This is a genomic window from Bradyrhizobium sp. USDA 4516, assembly GCF_054055915.1.
This window is the reverse complement of sequence record NZ_JBSRXT010000001.1, coordinates 860,466-883,746: the sequence shown is the minus strand read 5'-3', so window position 1 is coordinate 883,746 and position 23,281 is coordinate 860,466. Positions and strand designations below refer to the sequence as shown.

Genomic DNA, 23,281 nt, shown 5'->3' with positions numbered 1-23,281 from the left:
GGTGTTGCGTCTTTTTTTGATTAGTAGCGCAGCGGCCAGTGCACCCAGGCCCGCCTGATGTCGTGCCAGGCGCCGACCAGCCCCCGCGGCTGGAAGCGCAGGAACAGGATGATGACGAGGCCGTAGAGCATGCTCTTCAGCTCCTGCGCGCCGGTCGTGAAGGTCGCGTCCATCTGCGCGCTGAACAGGCTGAAGACGAGCCGCGTCGCCTCCGGCAGCAGCACGATCAGGATGGTGCCGAGCACCGCGCCGAGCGCCGAGCCGAGTCCACCGACGATCAGGATCGCCAGCGCCTCGATCGAGAGCAGGAACGGAAAGCCCTCGACGCTGACGAAGGAGAGATAGATGCCGTACAGCGCGCCGGCGATGCCGGTGATGAACGCCGAGGTGACGAAGGCGAACAGCTTGTAGGCATGCAGGTTGATGCCCATGACGCGCGCCGCCGTGTCGTTGTCCCTGATCGCGACGAAGGCGCGGCCGACCCGGCTGCGGCGGATGTTGAGGGTGGCGAACAGCGTCAGTGCCGCGATGCCGAGGCAGAGATAGGTGAAGGCCGCGTCGCCGTCGAAGCTGATGCCGAGGATCTCGGGCCGCTGCACCTGAATGCCGCGTGCGCCGTTGGTGAGCCAGCGCATCTCCAGGATCACGGTGTTGATGATGAAGGAGAAGGCGAGCGTGGTGATGGCGAGGTAAAGTCCCTTGAGCCGAAGCGACGGCGCACCGACGATCAGGCTCGCCAGCGCCGGCACCACGCCGGCGCCGAAGAAGCCGACCAGCGGCGGCATGTGGTACTTCGAGACCAGCACCGCATAGGCATAGGCACCGGTGACGAGGAAACCGACATGGCCGAGCGAGATCAGGCCGGTGTAGCCGGTCAGGATGTTGAGTCCGAGCGCACCGGTGACCGTGATCAGGATGATCATCAGGAACGATAGCGCGTAGGAGTTCAGCACAAAAGGAGCGGTGATCAGCGCCAGCAGCAGCACGGCCGACCATAGCCACACCGGCGGGGAATCGATCAGCGCAACCAGTTCGCCGTAGCTCTGCTTGTAATCGCCGGTGCGCATCACACCCTCTCGATGTCGCGTTCGCCGAAGATGCCGAACGGGCGGATCATCAGCACGATGATGATCATGGCAAAGCCCGCGACCTCCTTCATGCCGGAGCCGATATAGCCGCCGGCCAGGTTTTCGGTGATGCCGATCAGGAGGCCGCCGAGGCCGGAGCCGAGCACGGCGTCGAGGCCGCCGAGGATGGTGGCCGGAAACGCCTTCAGCCCGAGCTGGAACATCGCCGGCGATAGATCATAAGACAGCGCGAAGAACACGCCGCCGATGCCGGCGATCACCGAAGACGCGGCCCAGGCCAGCGCATGAACTCTTGTTGCGCTGATGCCCATCAACAGCGCCGTGCGATCGTCGGCTGCGACCGCGCGCATCGCAACCCCGACCTTGCTGTAACGGAAGAACGCCCAGATCGCGGCGAGCAGAAGAAGCAGCGTCGCGATGACCGCAATCTGCCCGGTACGCACGCCGATGCCGCCGAGATGCACGATGCCGCGGCCCATGCCGATGTCGAGGCCGTGCGGGTAGGCGTCCCAGATGAAGTTGATGGCGGAGCGCAGGATCACGGCGAGCCCGATCGTGACCATCACGGTCGCGAATACCGGCTCGCCCAGCATCGGCCGCATCACGAGGCGCTCGATGATCAGGCCGAGCAGGACAGCGGCGAGAATCGCGCCCACCGCGACGACCAATACATTGCCGCTGACCGTGGTCGAGATCGTCCAGGCGATATAGGCGGTGATCATCGTCATCTCGCCCTGTGCGAAATTGACCAGTCCGGTGGATTTGTAGATCACCGCAAAGCCCATCGCGATCAGCCCGTAGATCGCGCCGATCGCGAGCCCCGAGATCAGCAGCTGGACGAGATACTGCATTCAGCCCTCCGCCCGGTAGATGATGGCGAGCTCGCGGGCGAACTTCTTCTCGATCATGGCGCGGCGTACCTTCTGGGTGGCGGTCAGCTCGCCGTCGTCATGGTCGAGCTCCTTTTCCAGGACGGCGAACCGCCTGATGTTCTCGACCCGGGCGAACCGCTTATTGGTCTCGTTGACGACGCGCCCGACCAGCTCATTCACTTCGGGAAGCTGCGACAGCGATTTGTAGTTGGTGTAGGCGAGCGCCCGTTCGCGCGCCCAGCGGCCGACATTGTCGTAATCGACCTGGATGATGGCGCCGAGATACTTCCTGGCCTCGCCGACCACGATCGCTTCCTTGATGAATTCGGAATCCTTCAGCGCGTTCTCGATCTCGGACGGCGCGATGTTCTTGCCGCCAGCGGTGATGATGATCGCCTTCTTGCGGTCGACCACGGCGATCTCGCCATTGTCGAGGACATCGATGATGTCGCCGGTGCGCAGCCAGCCGCCGGGCTCCAGCGAGGCGGTCGAGGCCTTCTCGTCGAGGAAGTAGCCCTTGAAGACGCCGGGGTTGCGCAGCAGGATCTCGCCGTCGGTGTCGCACTTCCATTCGGTCTGCGGCAGCGGCACGCCGCAGCCGCCGATCCGGTGATGGCTTGCGGTCTGGATGAAGGCGACGCCGCCACTTTCGGTGAGGCCATAGCCCTGCGACACCGGACGGCCGATGATGTCGAAGAAGCGCAGCGTCTCCGGCGAGATCGAGGCGCCGGCGCACAGCCGGTGCCGGCTGTAGGCGAAGCCGAGATGGCGCTGCAAATTGCGGAACATCAGGAGATAGAGCAGCCCGTAGGCGGCGCGGTCGAGCACATTGGCCTTGCCGGCCTGTCGACGGTCGGACAGCGTGCGGCCCCAGGCGAGGCAGGCCCTGGTGAAGCTCTGGCGCAGGCGACCGCTCTCGCCGAGGCGGAACAGAAAGCCCTGCTGCAGCTTCTCGTAGATGCGGGGAACGCCGACGAAGAAGGTCGGTGCGATCTCGCGGATGTTGATCGCGACGGTGTCGATCGATTCGGCAAAGGAGACGGTGCCGCCGAGCACGAGATGGGTCACCGTGCCGTAGCAGCGCTCTGCGACATGGCACAGCGGCAAATAGCTTACCGCCTCGAACGGCTTGTCGGCAATGCCGACGGTCCTGGCGTAGGCATAGGCGGCGTAGACGAGATTGCGATGGGTCAGCATCGCGCCCTTGGGCGGACCTGTCGTGCCCGAGGTGTAGACGAGGATGCAGACGTCGTCGGGCGCGCCCTGACTGATCAGGCGGTCGAGCGTCGCGTCGGCCTCCGGATTCTGCTGGGCGTAGGCCTTGCCGCGCTCGCACAATGCGGCGAACGACGTCAGTTCCGTTTGCCGGTAATGCCGCAGGCCCTTCATGTCGACGCAGACGATGGCCTCGAGGTCCGGCAGGCCGCCATTATTGGCCATCGCGTCGAGCACCTTGTCGGTCTGCTCCTGGTCGCCGGTGACGACGATGCGGGCGCCCGAATGCTTGACGATATATTGCAGCTCGACCCAGGGATTGGTCGGATAGATGCCGACCGCCACCGCGCCGATCATCTGCGCACCAAGATCGGCGTAAAACCATTCCGGCGTGTTCTCGCCGGCGATGGCGATCCGGTCGCCCGGCTTGATGCCGAGCGAGAGCAGGCCGAGCGCCACCGCGCGCGCGGTGTCGTAATAGTGCCGCCAGGAATAGGGATTCCAGATGCCGTAATCCTTCTCGCGCAGCGCCAGCGCCTCGCCGTGCATGGCGGCGCGCTGCCGTAGCAATTGCGGGATGGTGATGGCGGCGTCCGCAAGCGTAGCCTGCAACGCGTCGATGCCGGCTGCGGGCACACTGCGTGCGGCGCTGGCTGGCAGCGGCGGATGAGCGGTGCGCAGGCTGTCCAGCGTCGACATCACGCGCCTGCCTTTGTCATCGCGTCAGTGCGCTGACCGCCGAGATAGGCCTCCGCGACTGCCGGATCGCGCCTGATCGCACCAGGTGCGCCTTCGGCGATCTTGCGGCCGAAATTCAGCACATGGACCCGGTCAGAGATGTCCATCACGATGCGCATCTCGTGCTCGATCATCACGACGGTGATGCCGAGCTCGTCGCGGATGTCGAGCACGAAGCGCGCGATGTCCTCGGTCTCCTCCTGGTTCATGCCGGAGACCATCTCGTCGAGCAGCAACAGCTTCGGCTCGCAGGCGAGCGCGCGGGCGAGCTCGACGCGCTTTTGTTGGCCATAGGACAGTGTGCCGACCACGGCGTCCCTGATATGCTCGATCTCGAGGAATTCGATGATGTGCTCGACGCGCTGCCGTGCCGCGATTTCCTCCTTGCGGGTACGCCCGTAGAACCACACCGCATCAAGCACGGTCGAGCGCAGATGGGTGTGGCGGCCGGTCAGGATGTTCTCGACCACGGTGCCGTGCTTGAACAGCGCCAGATTCTGGAAGGTGCGGCCGATACCGACGGCGGCAAATTTCCACGGCGAGATCGTCGAGAGGTCGATGCCGTCGAACGTGATGCGGCCACCGCTCGGCCGCAGCACGCCCGAGATCATGTTGAACAGCGTGGTCTTGCCGGCGCCGTTCGGACCGATCACGCTGCAGATCTCGCCCGGCGCGACGCGCAGGCTGACATCGGCGACCGCCTGCAGGCCGCCGAAGCGTTTTGACAGCTTCTCGACCGTGAGCAGCGCGGTCACGACAGCCACCGCTTGCGACGCTTGTAATGCTTGACGTCGCGCAGGCTCTTGCGGCCGGCGGTGGAGACGCCGAGATAGAATTCCTGGACGTCCTCATTGGCGGTGAGCTTCGCCGCCGTGCCGTCGAGCACGACGCGGCCGGTCTCCAGGATGTAGCCGTAATCGGCGATGTCGAGTGCGCGCTGCGCGTTCTGCTCGACCAGCAGCACCGTCATCTTCAGTTCGTCGCGCAGCCGGACGATCACCTCATAGATGCGGTCGATGATCAGCGGCGCGAGGCCGAGCGACGGCTCGTCGAGCGCCAGCAGCACGGGATCGGTCATCAACGCGCGGCCGATCGCGAGCATCTGTTGCTCGCCGCCGGACATGTAGCCGGCGATCTGGTCGCGCCGCTCATATAGTCGTGGAAACAGCGTAAACACCTTGTCGCGGCGCTCGCGCGCCTCGGCGCTGGTCCTGGTGTAGCCGCCCATTTGCAGGTTCTCGTCGATGGTGAGTGCCGCGAACACGCGGCGGCCCTCCGGCACCTGCACGATGCCGCGGCGGACCAGTTCGTCCGGCGCAAGGCGATGCACCTCGTCATTGCGGAAGCGGATGCTGCCGTTCTCGATCACGCCTTCCTCGGTATAGAGGATGCCGGACATCGCCTTCAGCAGCGTCGATTTGCCGGCGCCGTTGGAGCCGAGCAGGGCGACGATGTTGCCCTCGGGCACCGCGATCGAGACGTCGCGGATCGCCTCGATCGCATTGTCGTAGACGATCCGGATGTTGCGGAATTCAAGCAAGCCATCCTGCGCCGGTGCGGCCTGCGGCGCTGCTTGCGGCATCGGATGCGGGATGGTCGTCGGCATCGCGTTCAGACCCCGCCTGCTGACCGGCGAGGGCGCGCGGCGAGGATCGCATCGGTGACGAGCTTGGCGGTCTCGGCGCAGGCTTGCGTGCCGCCATTGCCATATTGCTTCACCGCGTCGCCGACGCACCACAGGCCCTCGATACCGGTCTCGCGCGGCAAATCGTAGCCGGCGCAACTCCGTTGTGCCGGCCAGTCGTCGCGCATCACCCGGATCGACAGGATTTTTGCCTGGTCGAAATTCGCGAACTGCTCGCGCAGATCCTCGAGCGCGAGCTGGACTTCTGCATCGGAGTCAAAGTCACCGAGCGCGGGTACCGGCACGGCATAGGCGACATAGAGGTGCCAGCCGGGCGGCGCCAATTCCGGACAGGTAGCGGAGAGGTTGGCCATGTTGCAGAGCCGGCGCGTCTTGCCTAAGGTGACGATGCCGGGATGACCGATCAGCGGCTCGCGGCTCGCGACATTGATGACGATGTTGGCGGCCGGGCGAAGGTCGTTCTTCACCCTGGTGATATAATCCGCCGGGAACGCCTCGCTGCCGGCGAGCGCGACGGTGGCCTTCGGTCCCGCATTGCTGATCACGAGATCGGTGTCGATCCGCACCCGCTCGCCGTTCCTGAGCACGGTGACGCCTTCGACCTTGCCGTTCGCGGTGTGGATCGTGGTCGCCGGTGTTTCGAGCCAGATGTCGCCATTGCGCCTGACGGCATTGCCTAGACTGTTCCAGACGCCGATCGTGCCCTGCGGGCAGAAGCCGAATTTCTTGAAGGCGCCCTTGCTGGTGAAATAGGTGAGGAAGGCGCGGGCCGGCAGCTCGGCGGCGTTGCAGGCGAAGATCGCCGCGCAAAGATTGCGGAACAGCGCGTGCACGGTGGCGTTGCTGGTGTAGCCCTTCAGCCAGTCCTCGGTCGATTGTCGCCCGTCGGGCAGGTTGCCGGAGCGGGCGTCGGCGAATTTCTCCAGGATGCGCGAGGCCTGCTTGGTCAGTTGCCCGAGCAGCAGAGACCAGCCGCCGCGGCCGACATCGATCACCTTGCCGTCGATGAAGAACGAGCTCGCGGGCTCCGGCGCGCGGATGTCGAGCGGGGCGCCGACGGTGTGGAAGGTTTCCTCGAACACGCCACCGAACTCGATCGCGATCGCGCCGATATTGACCTTGAAGCCGTCGATCTCCTCGGTCGAGGCGCGTCCGCCGAGCCGGTCCTTGTCGTCGACGACGAGCGTATGCAGCCCGCCATGGGCGAGGCGCGCCGCGGCGCACAGCCCGCCGGCGCCGGCTCCGATCACGACAGCATCGATCCTCTGAGAATCCACGCGCAACCTCCCGCGATGCCGCCGGGTTGCTCCCGGCGTGCGCAATCCGCTTGCTTGATGGAAGGCAGTCTAATATAATCCGACCGGTCGTTCAAATTATTTTTTGACGCAGGTCGCTCGTCGCACGGGCGATGGAAGAGTCTGGTGGATGGTGCCCGCAAAGGGGAGGAGAGCGTGGGGCGGCGGTAGTATAGAGAGAGGCAGTCGCCCGATTCCGGCGGCGCCGATGGTGCATGAGAGAGACGGCAATGGCGCGGACGCGCTCAGAGAATTACGACGAGATTCAGCGGAACATTCTCACCACTGCCTGCGGCCTGTTCGCGCGGCAGGGCTACATGCGTGCCTCGATCGCCGACCTTGCGGATGCCTGCAAGCTGTCGCGCGGCGCGCTGTACCATTATTTCGATTCCAAGGAAGCGATCCTGTTCGCGATCCTCGACGCCCATATCCGCGAGATGATCGCGGACGTCGAAGCCGCGATGGCCGAAAAGGCGACGACGCTGGAGCAGTTCCGCGCCGCGATCCAGGCCATCGTCGCGCTGAATGCGCGTTCGAGCGACGAGCAGCGCGTGATCCTCAACGACCTCTCGTTCCTCGGCGAGACCGAGCAGGATGCGATCAAGGCGCTGGAGCGCCAACTCGTCGACACGGTCTCGGATCTTCTGGTCAAGCTCGACAAGGAAGGCAAGATCGTCAAGCGGACCAAGAAGATCTACAGCATGATGCTGTTCGGCATCCTGAACTTCAGCCACACCTGGTACGATCCGAAGGGCGGGATCGATCCAGGGGAGTTCGCCGACATGGTGGTGGATCTGTTCCTGTACGGCTTCACCATGCCGGTGCCGGCAAAGAACGCCGCGCGGCCGCTGCGCCAGCGCGCGTGAGGCCGACGCGGCGCGCACTGCGGCTTCACGCCGAAGACATCTCTCGCAGCGATTATTCCTCATCTCGTCTGCACATCATCGTGAAGGCCGAGACGTTGTCCCGCGCGTAACGCACGCGCGGCGCGCCGCGTAGTTTTGCCACGAACGCCGCAACAGCGGCCGATGGTGGCTCCGCAGCGAGGGAAGAAACAACCACATGAATCTGTCGTTCAACATCGCCGAACAAGGCGAGGGGTCTTATGGAGCGCTCGCGATCCTGCGCTGGGTCATGGTCGTGATCTTCGTGTCGTTCGGCATGCAGAAATTCACGCTGCAGTCGGCGCAAGGCATCGCGCAGTTCATCAGCAACAGCCCGTTCATCTCGTGGCTGTCGGTGTTCGGTCTCCGGGGCGAGGCCTATGTGCTCGGGGTGGCCGAGTTCGGCATTGCGGCGCTGCTCGTCGCGGGCGCGTTCAGCCCGCTTCTCTCGGCGATCGGCTCGTTGATGGGCGTCTTCACCTTCGCGGTGACGTGGTCGTTCTTCTTCACGACGCCGGGGGTGGTCAAATGGAGCCTGTCGACCGATCCGATGGCCTGGAACCTGGCCGGCGAGTTCCTGTTCAAGGACATCGTGCTTCTGTGCGTCTGCCTCGTGCTGCTATTGGCGTCGTTGCCGCGGTCGATCGTCCGCTCGCGCGCCAAATAGGTGTCGCGCCGCGCATCGATGGTTGACCAATGGTTAAACAGTCATCGCGCGCATCCGGCATCTGGAACAGGACAAAACGTCGCGGACGACCGTGTCTTGAAAATCGAATCCGATCGGCTTATGCAACCTTCGATTGACGAATTGTTGCTAGGAAGAAACGTCCCCGGTTGGGAGCGGAATGTGACGAAGTCAGAAATATCCTTGGCCCGATCGGCAAGCGCCGATCTTGCCGTTTCGTCGAAGCCCACTCCCGTCATTTTCAAACGTCCCGCATTTTTTAGTTCGATTGCAGTTCCCGCACCGTGGCTGGAGTGGGAGGGCGGTCGCGATCGCGGCTTCCGGAAGTGACCACCGGAACAGCGATCGGGCCGCCCCGTCCCCAGCCGGGCGGGTAACGGCGCAAGACGCGCAATCGTGAATTCGGACGCTTGGGTTCCACCGCTAGGATCGTGATGTCGCCATCTATCGATGGTGAACAGATTGTCTGCAGGTCGCATCGCAACATCGTGCCGATTTCGTTCTTCATGAGACAATGGCTCACCGTCCGGATCGCGGCCGTCCTGTTCGTGGTCGCTGGTAGCGTGCTTGGGGGAGCGCGCGCGGATTCCGACATGGACGCGCAGATCAGGGACATCGTCACGACGGAACTCGCGCCGACCGCGACCGCGACCGACCCGGGCGGCCTCGCCGCGGCGGTCTATGCCGGGGGCCGGGTCGCGTTCTTCAACTACGGTTTCGCTGATGACTCAGCGAAGCGGCCGGTCACCCCGGACACGCTGTTCAACCTTGCCTCGTTGCGCAAGCTGTTCGAGGCGACGCTGGTCGCGCTCGGCACCGAGCGCGGCGAATTGCGGCTGGACGATCCGGTCGGCAAGTATCTGCCCGAGCTCAACGGCGACTACGTCAGCCGCGTCACCATCGGCGAACTCGTCAATCATACGTCGGGGCTGCTGCTGCCGACCGATCATCCGCCATGGCCGGTCGGGACCTTCAGCCGTGATCAGTTCATCGCGATGCTCAACGCGTGGACGCCGCCGGCAGGAGAGCAGCCGGGCAAGCAGCGCATCTACAGCCATGCCGGCTATGTCCTGCTGCAGCTGGTGCTGGAGCGGCGCTATGAGATGCCGATCGCGACGTTGATCGGGAGCCGCATCCTCAATCCGCTCGGAATGACGTCGACCTTCGTTCCGGACCGCAGCGAGGACAACCGCGCGAGGATGGCGCCCGAGCTGATGCAGCGCGTGGTTCAGGGCTACTCCCACGACGGCACGGCGATCGGTCCGCCGGGCAATCAGCAGCGCTATTACGATTTTCCAGGCACCGGCCAGATGTTCTCATCGGCGCGCGATCTCGGCATATTGCTGGGCGCCTGCCTCGACGGCGCGGTGATCGATCCCGAATTGCGCGCAGCGTTGCAGATGACCGAGCGGGAGAGTTTTCGCGTCGACGAAAAGTTCGGCCAGGCGATGGCATGGGAGCATGTGCGGCTGGACGGCATCACCGTGATCGACAAGCCGGGCGGTCTCAATAACGCCTCAGCCTATGTCGGCCTGGTGCCGGCGCGCAGGCTCGGCATCGTGCTGCTCGCCAATCGCGGCGACTATCCGCACGAGATCGCGCGCTACAGGATCTTGCCGGCCCTCGCGCGACTTTAATCGCAGGACGTGCCAGTCCAATGACACGGCCTGCGCGGCAGGGCAGAGGATGCATGCAAAAATCGCGATGGCGCGGAACCGTGATGAGCTGTATAAGCCGGTAGCTTCTTCTCCATTTTGAAGAGGCTGATATGACCGATCTGTATCCTGATTTGCACAGTTGGCTTTCGCAACAGCCCCATGGGTTGCGAACCTTCAGGACCTTCCAGCAAAAACTCGAGATTCTGAGCAAGGACGACCCGGAGCAACGCGGCGTTTGCCGGCTGCTGAGCGGACTCGTCGGCAACTACGTCGAAACCTTCGACGAGGAGCCGCTGCCGGTCGCGGTCGCCGACCGCGCCTATGGCCGGCTGCTCGATCTCGTCGCAAGCCTTGATCTCAAGGGAAATCCCGACCGGCGCCTCGCCGACATCAACCGCATCGCGTCCTGCGATCTGCTGAACTGATCTCAGCGCAAGACGCTTCGCGTTTTGTCGCGGAAAAACCGGTTGGCACTTTTCCGGATCGTGCTCTAGCGCCGCGTCGTCGCGAGCTCGCGATAGAGCGCGGCGTAGCGGCCGGCGCGATTGTGCCAGGAGACATCGCTGGCCATGCCGGCCTGCTGCAGCCGGCGCCATGTCACCTTGTCGTTGAACAGCAGGTTTGCCTTGCGCAAGCCGTGGGCGAGCGCATCCGAGGTGACGGGTGCGAACTTGACGCCGGTCGGCGCATCGCCGGTGATCGCGACTTCGTCGAAGTCGAGCACGGTGTCGGCAAGGCCGCCGACATTGGCGACAACAGGGACCGCGCCGTAGCGCAGCGCGCACAGCTGGGTGAGGCCGCACGGCTCGAAGCGCGACGGCACCGCGAGCGCGTCCGCGCCGGCCTGGATCAGATGCGCCAGCGCCTCGTCGTAGCCGATCACGACCGCGATCCGTCCGGGATTGTCGCGCGCCAGCGCGGCGTAGCGATCCTGCAGGTCGCGATCGCCGCTGCCGAGCAGCGCAAGCTGAATGCCTTCGCCGAGCAGCGTCGGAATGTTCTCGAGCAGCAGGTCGAGGCCCTTCTGCCATGACAGCCGGCTGATGACGCCGAGCAGCATCGCATCCGGCGTGGGATCAAGCCCGAAGCGCCGCTGCAGCGCCGCCTTGTTCACCGCGCGCTCCGCCGGCTGCTCGGCGCTGAAGCGTGCCGCGATGTCGGGATCGGTGGCCGGATTCCACACCGATATGTCGATGCCGTTGAGGATGCCGCTCAGCACATCGGCGCGTTCGCGCAGGAGGCCGCCGAGCCCCATGCCGCCCTCGTCGCTTTGAATCTCCCGCGCATAGGTCGGCGACACCGTGGTGATGCGGTCGGCGAATTGCAGGCCGGCCTTCAACAGGCTGATGGTGCCGTAATATTCGACGCCATGGAGCGCGTAGGATTCGCCCGGCAGGCCGAACGCGGCAAGCATGTCCGGCGAGAACTGGCCCTGATAGGCGAGGTTGTGCACGGTCATCACCGTGCCGGGCCGCGGTTGCCCGGCATAATGCAGGAGGGCGGGTGCGAGGCCCGCCTGCCAGTCATGCGCATGCACGATGTCGGGGACGAAGGAGGTGATCGCGCCCTGGCCGATCTCCGCCGCCATCCGCGACAGCGCGGCAAAGCGGATGCCGTTGTCCGGCCAGTCGCGTCCGTCCGGGCCGACATAGGGATTGCCGGGCCGCGCATAGAGATGCGGCGCGTCGAGCGCGAACAGATCGAGGCCATCATGCGTGCCGCCCAGCACGCGGATCGGCCCGCCGTAGAATTCCGGCCAGTGCAGCAGCGTCTCCGCCGCGGCCAGCGCCTTGAGCACGTCGGGATAGCCGGGCACCAGCGTCCGCGTCGTGACGCCGTGTTGCTTCAGCGCAGCCGGCAGCGCGCCGACCACGTCGGCAAGGCCGCCGGTCTTGACGATCGGGTAGACTTCAGAGGCGACTGCGAGGACGCGGATGGGCGTCATGTCCCCAGCCTGTCGATCATCGACTGCGTGATCAGCGTGATGCCGCTCTCGGTGGTGCGGAAGCGCTTGCCGTCGAATTCGGGATCCTCGCCGACCACGAGCCCTTCCGGAATCCTCACCCCGCGATCGATCACGACGTTTCGGAGCCGTGCTCCGCGGCCGACATTGACATAGGGCATGATCACCGCATTCTCGATATTGGCGTAGGAATTGACGTGCACGCCGGTGAACAGTAGGGAGCGGCGCAGCGACGCGCCCGAGATGATGCAGGCACCCGAGACCAGTGAGGTCACCGCTTGGCCGCGTCGTCCGTCCTCGTCATGCACGAACTTGGCAGGCGGGGTGATCTCGGCATAGGTCCAGATCGGCCATGATCGATCGTAGAGGTCGAGCTCGGGCACCACGTCGGTGAGATCGATATTGGCGCCCCAATAGGCATCGACGGTGCCGGCATCGCGCCAGTAGGAGCGGGGATCGTCGCCGGAGCGGACGCAGGAATCGTTGAACTGATGCGCGATCGCCCGGCCGTGCTTCACGATATAGGGGATGATGTCCTTGCCGAAATCGTGAGCCGAGTTCGGGTCAACGGCATCGCGGCGCAACTCGTCGAACAGGAATTCCGAATTGAAGACATAGATGCCCATGCTGGCCAGCGACTTGTCGGGCTTGCCGGGCATCGGTGGCGGATCGGCGGGTTTCTCGAGGAAGGACTGGATCAGGCCGGTCTCGTCGATATGCATGATGCCGAAGGCGCTGGATTCAGCCCGCGGCATTTCAAGGCAGCCGACCGTGACATCGGCGCCGCTTTCGACATGCTGCTTCAGCATGATCTCATAATCCATCTTGTAGACGTGGTCGCCGGCGAGCACCAGGATGTACTTGGTGCCGTGCGCTTCGAGGATGTCGATGTTCTGGTAGACCGCGTCGGCCGTGCCGACATACCACATCGTTTCGGAGACGCGCTGGCTTGCGGGCAGGATGTCGAAACTCTCGTTTCGCTCCGGCCGGAAGAAGTTCCAGCCGCCTTGCAGATGCCGGATCAGGCTGTGCGCCTTGTACTGGGTCGCCACCGCGATGCGGCGGATGCCCGAATTCACCGCATTGGATAGCGCGAAATCGATGATGCGTGACTTGCCGCCGAAATAGACCGCGGGCTTGGCGCGTTTGTCGGTGAGCTCCTGAAGTCTGCTGCCGCGTCCGCCGGCCAGCACGAAGGCGAGGGCGTGACGCGACAAGGGTTCATTTCCGACGGATCTCATGGTCATCCTCCCAGAACTTCAGGCTGGCCCCGCTACCTTCTCTTGTCCGGAAGGCCTGATCGGGCGCCAACGGGGCGATTGGGAACGTAGCAAGTGCATCCCGGTTGAGCAAAGCGGGATGGCGGGCTTTCGTTCCCCGGACCCCCGCTCGTGAAGATCGGGGTTGCGGGCCGGTTAAAGCTATTGACGAGACGTGATTTCGGCCTAGAGCAAGCCTGCCGTTTTCTTCTGTCAGGCCAGCATTCCATGACACTTGCTTCCGTCACGCCCCAGGACATCCGCGCAACGCTGCTGCTGCGCCGGGAGATCGCGTTGCTCGACGTCAGGCATGAGGCGGAATTCGCCACCGGCCATCCGCTGTTTGCCGCCAACATGGCGGCCGGCCGGATCGCGCTCGAAGCCGAGCTGCGATTGCCGCGCAAGGACGTGCCGATCGTTCTTTATGACAATGGCGAGGGGCTGGTCGCTGCCGCCGTGGAGCAGTTGATGGCGCTGGGCTACGGCAATGTCGCCGCGCTCGCCGGCGGCTTAGGAGGCTGGAAGGCGGCCGGTTACGAGGTGTTCGAGGATGTCAATTCCTACGCCAAGGCGTTCGGCGAGTTGGTCGAGTCGCGCAGGCACACGCCGTCGCTGAGTGCCGACGAGGTCGCCGCGTTGATTTCGGACAAGGCCAACATCGCGATCCTCGATGTCCGTCGCTTCGACGAATATGCCACCATGAACATCCCGGGCTCGATCAGCGTGCCCGGCGCCGAGCTGGTGCTGCGCGCAAGCGGCGCGGCGCCGGATCCCGACACCACCATCATCGTCAACTGCGCCGGCCGCACCCGCTCGATCATCGGCACGCAGTCGCTGATCAATGCCGGACTGCCCAACAAGGTGCGGGCGCTGCGCAACGGCACGATCGGCTGGACGCTGGCGAAGCACGATCTCGAGCACGGCGCCAGCAAGCGCGGCGGCATCGGTCCGTTCGAGGGCGCTGGCGACAATGCGCGCGACGTCGCCTATCGCGCCGGCGTCCGTCACATCGGGATCGATGAACTCGCCGCGCTGGACGAGGACGCGCACCGTACGCTGTATCGCTTCGACGTGCGCGATGCCGAGGATTACGCGGCCGGTCACCTTGCCGGCTTCCGTCACTATGCCGGCGGCCAACTGGTGCAGGAAATCGACATGGCCGCTCCCGTGCGCGGCGCGCGCATCGTGCTGAGCGACGACAAAAGCATCCGCGCCGACATGACGGCGTCCTGGCTCGCGCAGATGGGCTGGGAGGTCTATGTGCTCGACGGCGGCTATGACGGCCGGCTCGAAGTCGGCCCGCCGCGCATCGTGCCGCGGCCCGATCCCGCGCACTGCTACCGGCGACCCTATGAGGGCACCGGCGTCGCGGAGCAGGCGATGCAGGCCTATCTCGATTGGGAGTACGGCCTCGTCGAGCAGCTGCGCCGCGACGGCACGCACGGGTTCTATGTGATCTAGCGGATGACGTGGTGACGGCGGGGCGACCGCATCGGTGCCGAGACGCAGGGGCGCACTGCCAAAATATCGAAAACAACCCCATGCAAAGGAGCCGGTGGCTGCCGGCGGACACGGCAACTTGACTCGTCGGGCAAATCAGTGGTACTTTTCCATTATTCAGAAATCGTGCCGGCATGGTCGTCCCTGCTAAAGCAGGGACCCATAACCACAAATGCCAATTGCTGGGCGATGCTGGAACGACGAATTCCTTCAACAAGGTCCGCCGCGGAGTATGGGTCCCTGCTCCCGTGCGCAATTGCGCACTAGGCAGGGACGACGTGTTGGAGGGAGCCGCGGGCTCTCATCTCTCCGGTGCCATACCCCGCACAGGCATCCAGTACGGCGCGGCCTTTAAGCACGAACGCCGTGAGGAGTCGGATCGCATCTATCGATGCGACCCGACCTAACAGCGAGCTTCGCTCGTCTCGACCCCGCAAGCCGGGGAGATACACCGAGTTTGCTGCGAAGCGTAACCAAGCCCGTCGCTACTTCGGCAGCGCGATCGGCGTCAGCTTGAACGGACCGGGGTCCTTGCCCTTGTTGTCGCCGATCACGTAGGACAGCTTGCCCTCGGCGACCCAGCCGACATCGCCGACCTGCGTCACCGAGACCGGCTCGGCGAGGCCATCCTTGATGGTGTCGATGGTAGCCTCGCTGCCCTTCACCGTGACCTTGTCGAGCTTGCCGTTGCCCTCGATCAGCAGGAAGCCGCCGCCATGCGCCCGCAACGCGTCGGCGTGGTCGAGCGGCCGCGACGGCTTCAGCTCGGTCACGGCGCCGGCGTTGCCGTCCTTCATCTCGATCTTGAACAGTTTTGCCGGAATGAAGGTCGTGACATAAAGATTGCCGTCGGCGCCGATCGCGATGCCGTCGAGCCCGACGCCGTCCTTGGCGGGCGCGAGCTGCGGATCGGTCGCGAACGTCGCCAGCGCCGTGCCGCCCGCCTTCAGGCTGTAGACGAACGGCGCAAAGGAATCGCTCACATAGGCGGTGCCGTCGGCACCGACCACGATGTCGTTGCAGAACGATTTCGGATCGCTCAAGGCAAAGCTGCCCTTCGGCGCGCCGCTCTTGAGATCGAAGGTTTTCAGCCAGGCGCCCTTGGTGTCGCTCGGCCCCGCCACGCCCATAGCGCTGATGTCGTTGGAGCAAACATAGAGCGTGCCGCTCTTCTCGTCGGCGAGCACGCCCAGCGTCGAGCGGCTGTCGGCGGCGCCCGGCTTGACCAGCTGCTCGGCCTTGCCGCCCGAGATCTTCGTCACGCCGCCATGGTTGAAGCTGCCGACGTAGAGCGTCCCGTCGGAAGTCGAGGTCACGCTCTCCGGAAAACTCTTGTCGGGAACGCCGACCGCAGCTGTTTCGGCGCGCACTGCGCCGGCCGCACCGAGCGCAAGGATGATGGCCGCTAGCGATGCGCGGCGGATCTCGAGCAGTTTTCCCCGTTGCGCGCGGACGTCCCGCGGCGCCCTTGTTCTTTATCATGATCGCGTTTCCTCGATGAACCTGGTTGGACCAGGCAGGATTTTCTTGGCGATCGTCTCCGGTCGATGGTTGTTGTCTGCAGGGTTCCCGACCGGATTGTTCACCCGCCTGCCTTGTCGTCGCGATATATACGATAGTATATAGCGTGAGGGAAGCAGCGGAGAGGAAGCTGCGACGGCTGGAGAGCGCGTCATGGAACGGGAATTGGCGTTGCGCCATCAATGCGTGTGCTGCGGTGGCATTATCGATGGATCGTCGACGACGATGCGATCGGCCTCAATGCACGGGTCGGCCTGTTTACGGACGGGTGTGCGTTCGTCTGCGACGAATGCACCGCGAGCCTGATCGCGGCCGCAGCACGGCGCAGGCAGGAACCGGTTCGGCGCAAGTCGTAAGGCGGGAAGGTTTCCGCGTCATTGCGAGGAGCGTAAGCGACGAAGCAATCCATCTATCCCATGCGGAGACATGGATTCTTCGCTGCGCTCGCAATGACGGTGGGAACTCAATCCGGGCTGAACGCGTCGTAGACCAGCTTGCGGAACGCGGGCGTAATGCGCTGGCGCTCGTTCTGGGTCTGCTCGAGCATGATGTAGATCATGTCGAGCTTCGGATCGACGCCGAAATAGGTGCCGCTGCCGCTGTCCCATTTCAACTCGCCGATCGAGCCGGGCGGTGGTGGCTTGGCAATGCCGGGATCGGTGCGCACGGCGATGCCGTAGCCATAGCCGAAGCCGTCGCCGGGAAAGTACCAGTAGTCGCGGCCGACACCGGAGCCCGGCCCGATATGGTCCGTCGTCATGGTCTTGAAGGCTGCGGGGTTGAGATAGCGCTTGCCGTCCAGCTCGCCGCCGTTGAGCAGCATCTGCGCGAAGCGCGCATAATCGAGGATGGTCGATACCAGGCCGCCGCCGCCGGATTCCCATTCCGGATGCGCGCGCCGGTCGTTCTCGCCCTCGATCAGGATGGTGTCCGAGGGCAGCGGCTCGGCGAGCCTTGTCCGTTCGGTCTCCGCATCGAGCACGTATCTGGTGTCGTTCATCTTCAGGGGATCGAACAGGCGCTCCTTCTCGAACTGATAGAGCGTCTTGCCCGAGACGATCTCGATCACCCGGCCGAGCACGTCGGTGGAATGGCCGTAGCGCCACAGCGTGCCGGGCTGTCGCGACAGCGGCAGCTTGGCCAGCCGCGCCACGAATTCCTCGTTGTCGAACTTGCCGTCGAACAGATGTCCTGCGCGGTAGATCTTCTGGATCCAGTCGGCACCGATATATTCGTAGGTGATGCCCGAAGTGTGCCGCATGACATCTTCAATGGTCACCGGCCGGATCGGCGGCACCAGCTCAACCTTGGCCGGATCGTTTCCACCGTCCGGTTCGATGGCGACCTTCACGTCGGCGAAGGCCGGGATGTATTTCGACAGCGGATCCTGCGGCGACAACTTGCCCTCGTCGACCAGCATCATCGCGGCGGTGTTGGTGATCGGCTTGGTCATCGAATGCAGCGCGAACATCGTGTCGGGCCGCATCGGCGATTTGGTCGTGACGTCGCGATAGCCGAAGGTCTTCAGGTAGACCGGCTTGCCGTGCTGCTGGATCAGGATGACCGCGCCCGGAATCTTTCCTGTCGCAACCTCGTTATCAAAGAATGCGGTGATGCGTTCGAGTTTTTCCGGCACCGGGGCAGGGGCATCGGAGGCGCGCGCCGCGCCTGATATGACAACTGCAAGACAACCGATCGCGGTCACTGCTCCGCGAAGCGACAGCACAGCACGGTGGACTGCCCGATCATACCCGCACGACATTGAAAAGCCTGCCCCTGCCTGATGCCCTGAGCGCAGAGTTTTAGCGGCGCGCGCTCCCGCGCACCATAATCATTTTGGGGCGAGTTTATTCCCGGCGATCGCCGGAATTATACGATTTGGGTAGCGCCGACGGGCGTGCGCACCGCATTCGACAACACCTGCAGCGCCTGGCTCAGTTCGGCGCGGTTGCGTGCCGCACCCAGCGACACGCGCAGGCCGCGCGGCGCGGCATCGCCTGCCGCAAAGGCGTCTTCGCCGACCACGGCGAGACCGTTGCGCATCAGATGCGACAACAGGTCGGTGCCGTCGAAATGTTTCGGCAGCGGCATCCAGAGATGGTGGCTCGCCGGCCGCGCCGCATAGCTGACGCCTTTGAGGAAGCGGGCCGCGAGCTGTTGGCGCGCCGCGGCCTCGTTGCGGATGGCGCGGATGATGTCGGCGGCGACGCCGGAACGCAGCCATTGCGTGACCAGCGCGACCATCAGCGACGGCGGCATCTGCATGGTGGCCTGCATGCCGGCGCGCATGCGCTGCTCGGCGGCGGCATCGGGCGCCAGGAGATAGGCGACGCGCAGGGCGGGCGCGATGCATTTTGCGATGCTCGCGCCGTAGTAGGTGCGCTCCGGAATGAGCGTAGCGATCGGCGCCATTTGCGGTTCGAGCGGCCCGTAGACGTCGTCTTCGATCAGGACGCAGCCGCGCTTGCTGATGATATCGGCGATCGCCTTGCGTCTGATCGCGCTCATCGTCGCCGTGGTCGGGTTTTGCTGCGTCGGCACCAGATAGACCGCCTTCGGCTTGTGCTTGCGGCAGGCCTCGTCGAGCGCCTCGGGCCGCGCGCCCTCGGCGTCCATCGCAACCCCGACCAGGCGGACGTCGAGCCGCGCCGCCGCGGCCTTGATGCCGGGAAAGGTCAACGCCTCCGTCACCACGACATCGCCCGGCGATGTCAGCGCCAACAGCGTGTTGAAGATGATCGCTTGCGAACCCGGATAGATCACGATGCGGTCGGCCGAGGCCTGCGGCACCCGCGGCGCGAGCCACGCGGCGCCGGCCTCGCGCTCTTCATTGGTGCCGCCCGGACGCGTGTAGCCGAGATAGGCGGAGAACCCGGCCTCGGAGCGAATGGTCGCAAGTCCCTGCGCAATGCGCAGGTCGAGATTGGCCTCGACCGGCTGCGGCGGCAGGTTCATCGACAGGTCGATGTTGACGGGCGCGGGCAGGTCGGAGGTGGCGCGCGCGGTGGTCTCCGAGACGAACGTACCCTGGCCGACACGGGCGTCGAGCAGTCCGCGCCGCCGCGCCTCGCCATAGGCGCGAGTCACCGTGGTCAGATCGATATCGAGCGCTGACGCCAGCGCGCGATGGGTCGGCAGCCGCTGGCCGCGCACCAGCCGGCCGCTCGCGATGTCGGCGGCCAGCGCATCGACGATGCGCAGAAACATCGGGCCGTGCCATTCCGAAACTGTAGGGATCCAATCCATGCAATTCGACGCTTTGTCTTTGATTGTAGGTGCTAGAATGCATATTGTATGGATCATCCAGATCAGGTCAAGGACGACGGCGAAAGGAAAACGACGATGACCGAGACGGTTTCCCTGCCAAAGGCGATGTGGCGCGGCTTCACCATGAAGTGCCCGAACTGCGGGCGTGGCCATCTGTTCGGCCGCTTCCTCAAGGTCGCCGATCACTGTGAAGTCTGCAGCGAGGACTTCACCCCGCAGCGCGCGGACGATTTCCCGGCCTATCTCGTGATCGTCGTGGTCGGCCACGTCGTGGTGCCGGCGCTGCTGTGGCTCGAGATGAACTACGCGCCGCCGGCCTGGCTGCAACTGGCGATCTGGCTGCCCTTCACGCTGTTCAGCGCGCTCGCGCTGCTGCAGCCGACCAAGGGCGCGATCGTGGGCCTGCAGTGGCAACTGGGGATGGAGGGATTCGCGGCGACGCGGCGTGCGGTGGCGCCCGCCCGGGCGCAAAGCAGCGTCGGACGGACTCGCGAAGCCTGACGCGATCTCAGAATCGTAGCCCGGATAAGCGAAGCGATATCCGGGAGCAGTGGTCCCGCATATCGCTCCGCTCATGCGGGCTACAGTGATGATGTAACCAATCAGAATTGTAGCCCGGATGAGCGAAGCGACATCCGGGAACAGCAGCCCCGCATATCGCTGTGCTCATGCGGGCTACAGTGATGTAACCAGTCAGAATTGTACCCCGGATGGAGCCAACGGGTCGCGCGAACGCGCGCCCGATGACAGGGTCAGCGTAATCCGGGGTTCGTGCCGCAGGTAAAAGCGTCCCGGATTTCGCTGCGCTTCATCCGGGCTACGAAGATCAAATCGGATGATGATGCGGCCGGAACATCCGGCCCTTCTCCGTCACCAAGACGACGGCGAGCGCGGCCAGCGTGCAGAGGAAGAAGCCGGTCGCGAACGGCGCCAGCGTGCCGTCGTAATCCTGGCCGATCGTGGTGCCGACGCCGATCCCGAGGAGCGTCGTGATCGTGCCGTACAGCGAGGAGGCGGTGCCGGCGATCTTGCCCTGCGGCTCCATCGCGAGCGCGGTGAAATTCGCCATCATCAGCCCGAACGCGAACATCATCAGGCCCGACAGCACCATGAACAGCGGCAGCGACAGCGTGTCGGTCTTCACCGCCAGCAGCAGGGCGCCTGCGACGACGGCAAAGCCGGTCAGCGCGGCGTGCGAGATCACGCGCATTCCGATGCGGCCGACGATACGCGAATTGAGGAAGCCGGCGATCGCGACGCCGACCGCGCAGGCCGCAAAGGCGACCGGGAAGTAATGCCCGAGCTTGAAGATCTCGGTGAAGATCTGCTGCGAGGAGAACACGAAGGCAAACAGCGAGCCCTGCACGCCGCCGGCGGCGAGCGCGTAGCCGAGCGTCTGGCGATTGGTGACGGTCTGGCGAAACGCGGATAGCACTTCCGGGATCGCCAGCGACTTGCGCAATTCCAGCGGCAGCGTCTCCGGCATCCGCATCGCGCTCCAGGCCAGCGCGATCACGCCGTAGATCATCAGCAGCACGAAGATGCCGCGCCAGTGCGTCAGCAGCATCACCGCCTGGCCGAATGACGGCGCGATCACGGGGACTGCGATGAACACCATCATCGCCAGCGACATCACGCTCGCCATCTGGCGTCCAGCGTAGCAGTCGCGCACGATCGAGGTCGCGATCACGCGGGTCGCCGCAGTGCCGAGCCCTTGCAGCGCGCGCGCCAACAGCAGCGTCTCAAACGAGGGCGCCATGATCGCGAGCAGGCCGGCGATGGTGTAGACGGTCATGCCGCCGAGCAGCACCGGGCGGCGGCCGAAGCGGTCCGATAGCGGGCCCATCACGAACTGGCCGACGCCGAAGCCGACCAGGAAGATCGACAGCACCATCTGCGGACGGTTGGCATCGGCGATCTGGAACGCGGAGCGGATGTTCGGCAGCGCCGGCAGCATCATGTCCATCGCCAACGGGTTCAGCGCCATGATCGAGGCGATGACGACGACGAATTCCGGAAAGCCCATCGGGCGGTGGCCTGAGGAAACCCAGGCATCGGCATTAATGTCAGACACTTAGCAACCTCTTGGCAATCCTCGCATCGTAGCGATCGTGTTGCGATGCACAATCGGCGTTTCGGGATAGCTGCCCGCCGATCGCGGTCGAGGTAGCGGGGTCGGGAACCGGGGCCAAAAGCACAATTCGCCGAATATCGTTGCGCCTGCAACTATTTTGCTCGTGTGGTGCGGAAACCTCTGCTAATCCCGGGCCCAGCATCCGTGCGGGGCAGGCGCATCGCCGCCGACCACGCCCGCGCGGCCAAGAACAGGTTCAAGAACGGGTTTTGGGGAGGCGACATGTCCATCGAACTGTCCGCGCGCTCGCGCGGCGCTGAACTGTCGGATGAGGAGCGCAAGGTCCTCACTGCAACGCTCGTCGGCACCACTATCGAGTGGTACGACTTCTTCGTCTACGCCCAGGCGGCGGGCCTGGTGTTCGGCGCGCTGTTCTTCGCGCCGATGAACGCGAACAATCCGCTGCTGGCGCAGATCGTCTCGTTCGCGACGCTCGGCCTCTCATTCCTGTTCCGCCCGTTAGGCGCCATCGTCTGCGGCCATCTCGGCGACCGCTTCGGGCGCAAGAACATGCTGGTCGTCACGCTGCTGTTGATGGGGGCGGCGACCGCGCTGGTCGGCCTGCTGCCGACCTACGCGCAGATCGGTGCCTGGGCGCCGGCACTCCTTATTCTCCTGCGCATCCTGCAAGGCTTCTCGGCCGGCGGCGAGTGGGGCGGCGCGGCGCTGATGGCGGTGGAATCGGCGCCCGTCGACAAGCGCAGCTTCTTCGGCTCGTTCCCGCAGATCGGCACGCCGCTCGGCATGATCCTGGCGACAGGCGTGCTGTGGGTGCTCACCGCGACGCTTGGCAAGCAGGCGATGATCGAATGGGGCTGGCGAATTCCGTTCCTGCTGTCGATCGTGCTGATCGTCGTCGGCATCGTGATCCGCCGCACGGTCGAAGAGTCTCCGGTGTTCCAGGCGATGCAGCGGCGGCACAAGGAATCCTCTGCACCGCTGCGCGACCTGATGCGCAATCACAGCAAGGAGATCCTGCGCACCGCGTTGATCTTCATGGCCAACAATGCAGCCGGCTACATCCTGATCGCGTTCATCATCAGCTACGGCGCCAACACGCTGAAGATGCCGTCGGAGCAGCTGCTGCTGATCGGCACGCTCGCGGCGGTGAGCTGGTTCATCTTCACGCTGCTCGGCGGTATCCTCGGCGACAAAATGGGCCGCGTGCGCTGCTTCCAGATCGGCTACACCCTGATGGTGCTGTGGGCGGTGCCGATGTGGTTCCTGATCGACAGCAAGAACCTCTTGCTGTTCTTCGTCAGCGCGGTCGGGCTCACCATCGCGCTCGGCCTGTCCTATGGCCCGCAGGCGGCGCTCTATGCCGAGCTGTTTCCGGCCAAGGTGCGCTATTCCGGCGTCTCGATCGGCTATGCGCTCGGCGCCATCTTCGGCGGCGCCTTCGCGCCGATGATCGCGCAATGGATCATCGGCACCTACGGCCAGTCCTGGCGCGTCGGCGTCTACATCGCGGTGCTGTCGCTGATCTCGCTCATCACGGTGTCGACGATTAGGGATCCGCAAGGCGTCGATCTGAACGTGCACGACGCGGGGGCGTGA

General features: G+C 64.7%; 19 protein-coding genes. 7 read left to right on the top strand and 12 right to left on the bottom strand.

Translation table 11 applies throughout. The features are described from left to right. Nucleotides 1-20 precede the first annotated feature (20 nt). Genes ACVI1L_RS04160 through ACVI1L_RS04135 form a run of 6 tightly spaced genes read right to left on the bottom strand, consistent with a single transcriptional unit; the run spans nucleotide 21 to nucleotide 6,835 of the window. Nucleotides 21-1,067: a branched-chain amino acid ABC transporter permease gene (locus ACVI1L_RS04160; protein ID WP_057018850.1), complete on the bottom strand. Its 1,047-nt coding sequence runs from the start codon at nucleotides 1,065-1,067 to the stop codon at nucleotides 21-23. Further along, complete coding sequence (locus ACVI1L_RS04155; protein ID WP_057018849.1) at nucleotides 1,067-1,939, bottom strand: branched-chain amino acid ABC transporter permease; 873 nt, start codon at nucleotides 1,937-1,939, stop codon at nucleotides 1,067-1,069. The genes ACVI1L_RS04160 and ACVI1L_RS04155 overlap by 1 nt, the downstream gene beginning before the upstream one ends. Next, entirely contained in the window at nucleotides 1,940-3,874 is a 1,935-nt protein-coding gene (locus ACVI1L_RS04150) for an AMP-dependent synthetase/ligase (RefSeq protein ID WP_057018848.1), read from the bottom strand. It lies immediately after the preceding gene. Next, entirely contained in the window at nucleotides 3,874-4,668 is a 795-nt protein-coding gene (locus ACVI1L_RS04145) for an ABC transporter ATP-binding protein (RefSeq protein ID WP_057018903.1), read from the bottom strand. The genes ACVI1L_RS04150 and ACVI1L_RS04145 overlap by 1 nt, the downstream gene beginning before the upstream one ends. After that, nucleotides 4,665-5,519, bottom strand: a complete 855-nt coding sequence (locus tag ACVI1L_RS04140) for an ABC transporter ATP-binding protein (RefSeq protein WP_057018847.1) — start codon at nucleotides 5,517-5,519, stop codon at nucleotides 4,665-4,667. The genes ACVI1L_RS04145 and ACVI1L_RS04140 overlap by 4 nt, the downstream gene beginning before the upstream one ends. 5 nt (nucleotides 5,520-5,524) lie before the next feature. Beyond that, nucleotides 5,525-6,835 (bottom strand): phytoene desaturase family protein, encoded by a 1,311-nt coding sequence (locus tag ACVI1L_RS04135; protein ID WP_456782351.1) that lies wholly within the window; start codon nucleotides 6,833-6,835, stop codon nucleotides 5,525-5,527. Nucleotides 6,836-7,083: 248 nt separating this feature from the next. Between ACVI1L_RS04135 and ACVI1L_RS04130 the strand changes: the two genes are divergently transcribed. The 4 genes from ACVI1L_RS04130 to ACVI1L_RS04115 all read left to right on the top strand — a co-directional run bounded on the left by ACVI1L_RS04130 (nucleotide 7,084) and on the right by ACVI1L_RS04115 (nucleotide 10,505). Further along, on the top strand, nucleotides 7,084-7,719 hold the full coding sequence (locus ACVI1L_RS04130; protein ID WP_076829047.1) for a TetR/AcrR family transcriptional regulator: 636 nt from the start codon (nucleotides 7,084-7,086) through the stop codon (nucleotides 7,717-7,719). Between the two features lie 196 nt (nucleotides 7,720-7,915). Continuing rightward, nucleotides 7,916-8,404, top strand: coding sequence for a DUF417 family protein (locus ACVI1L_RS04125; protein WP_456782350.1), 489 nt, complete (start codon nucleotides 7,916-7,918; stop codon nucleotides 8,402-8,404). Nucleotides 8,405-8,928: 524 nt separating this feature from the next. Next, complete coding sequence (locus ACVI1L_RS04120; RefSeq protein ID WP_456782349.1) at nucleotides 8,929-10,059, top strand: serine hydrolase; 1,131 nt, start codon at nucleotides 8,929-8,931, stop codon at nucleotides 10,057-10,059. A 131-nt stretch (nucleotides 10,060-10,190) separates the two neighbouring features. Further along, the gene (locus ACVI1L_RS04115; protein WP_456782348.1) at nucleotides 10,191-10,505 is read left to right on the top strand and encodes a hypothetical protein; all 315 of its coding nucleotides are present in this window, start codon (nucleotides 10,191-10,193) and stop codon (nucleotides 10,503-10,505) included. 65 nt (nucleotides 10,506-10,570) lie between these two features. Here ACVI1L_RS04115 and glgA read toward each other — a convergent pair whose 3' ends face one another. Both glgA and glgC read right to left on the bottom strand, forming a co-directional pair. Next, the gene (gene glgA / locus ACVI1L_RS04110) at nucleotides 10,571-12,025 is read right to left on the bottom strand and encodes a glycogen synthase GlgA (protein ID WP_456782347.1); all 1,455 of its coding nucleotides are present in this window, start codon (nucleotides 12,023-12,025) and stop codon (nucleotides 10,571-10,573) included. After that, entirely contained in the window at nucleotides 12,022-13,284 is a 1,263-nt protein-coding gene (gene glgC, locus ACVI1L_RS04105; protein WP_057018901.1) for a glucose-1-phosphate adenylyltransferase, read from the bottom strand. The genes glgA and glgC overlap by 4 nt, the downstream gene beginning before the upstream one ends. 246 nt (nucleotides 13,285-13,530) lie before the next feature. Between glgC and ACVI1L_RS04100 the strand changes: the two genes are divergently transcribed. Beyond that, the gene (locus ACVI1L_RS04100; RefSeq protein WP_456782346.1) at nucleotides 13,531-14,763 is read left to right on the top strand and encodes a rhodanese-like domain-containing protein; all 1,233 of its coding nucleotides are present in this window, start codon (nucleotides 13,531-13,533) and stop codon (nucleotides 14,761-14,763) included. Nucleotides 14,764-15,287: 524 nt separating this feature from the next. Here ACVI1L_RS04100 and ACVI1L_RS04095 read toward each other — a convergent pair. From ACVI1L_RS04095 to ACVI1L_RS04085, 3 genes are all read right to left on the bottom strand, one after another. Further along, nucleotides 15,288-16,172 (bottom strand): hypothetical protein, encoded by an 885-nt coding sequence (locus ACVI1L_RS04095; RefSeq protein WP_456782345.1) that lies wholly within the window; start codon nucleotides 16,170-16,172, stop codon nucleotides 15,288-15,290. A 614-nt stretch (nucleotides 16,173-16,786) separates the two neighbouring features. Continuing rightward, a complete protein-coding gene (locus ACVI1L_RS04090; protein WP_233475833.1) occupies nucleotides 16,787-18,085 on the bottom strand; it encodes a serine hydrolase domain-containing protein in 1,299 nt (432 codons plus the stop codon). Between the two features lie 107 nt (nucleotides 18,086-18,192). Continuing rightward, entirely contained in the window at nucleotides 18,193-19,530 is a 1,338-nt protein-coding gene (locus ACVI1L_RS04085; protein ID WP_456782344.1) for an aminotransferase-like domain-containing protein, read from the bottom strand. Between the two features lie 135 nt (nucleotides 19,531-19,665). On the opposite strand from ACVI1L_RS04085, the gene ACVI1L_RS04080 reads away from it, so the two are divergent. Next, entirely contained in the window at nucleotides 19,666-20,091 is a 426-nt protein-coding gene (locus ACVI1L_RS04080; protein WP_057018899.1) for a DUF983 domain-containing protein, read from the top strand. Nucleotides 20,092-20,416: 325 nt separating this feature from the next. Here ACVI1L_RS04080 and ACVI1L_RS04075 read toward each other — a convergent pair whose 3' ends face one another. Beyond that, entirely contained in the window at nucleotides 20,417-21,616 is a 1,200-nt protein-coding gene (locus ACVI1L_RS04075) for a multidrug effflux MFS transporter (protein ID WP_371852151.1), read from the bottom strand. A gap of 330 nt (nucleotides 21,617-21,946) precedes the next feature. Here ACVI1L_RS04075 and ACVI1L_RS04070 point away from each other — a divergent pair, with 330 nt between their 5' ends. Next, nucleotides 21,947-23,281 carry an MFS transporter gene (locus ACVI1L_RS04070; protein WP_253624209.1) on the top strand — a complete coding sequence of 445 codons (1,335 nt, stop codon included), beginning with the start codon at nucleotides 21,947-21,949 and terminating at the stop codon, nucleotides 23,279-23,281.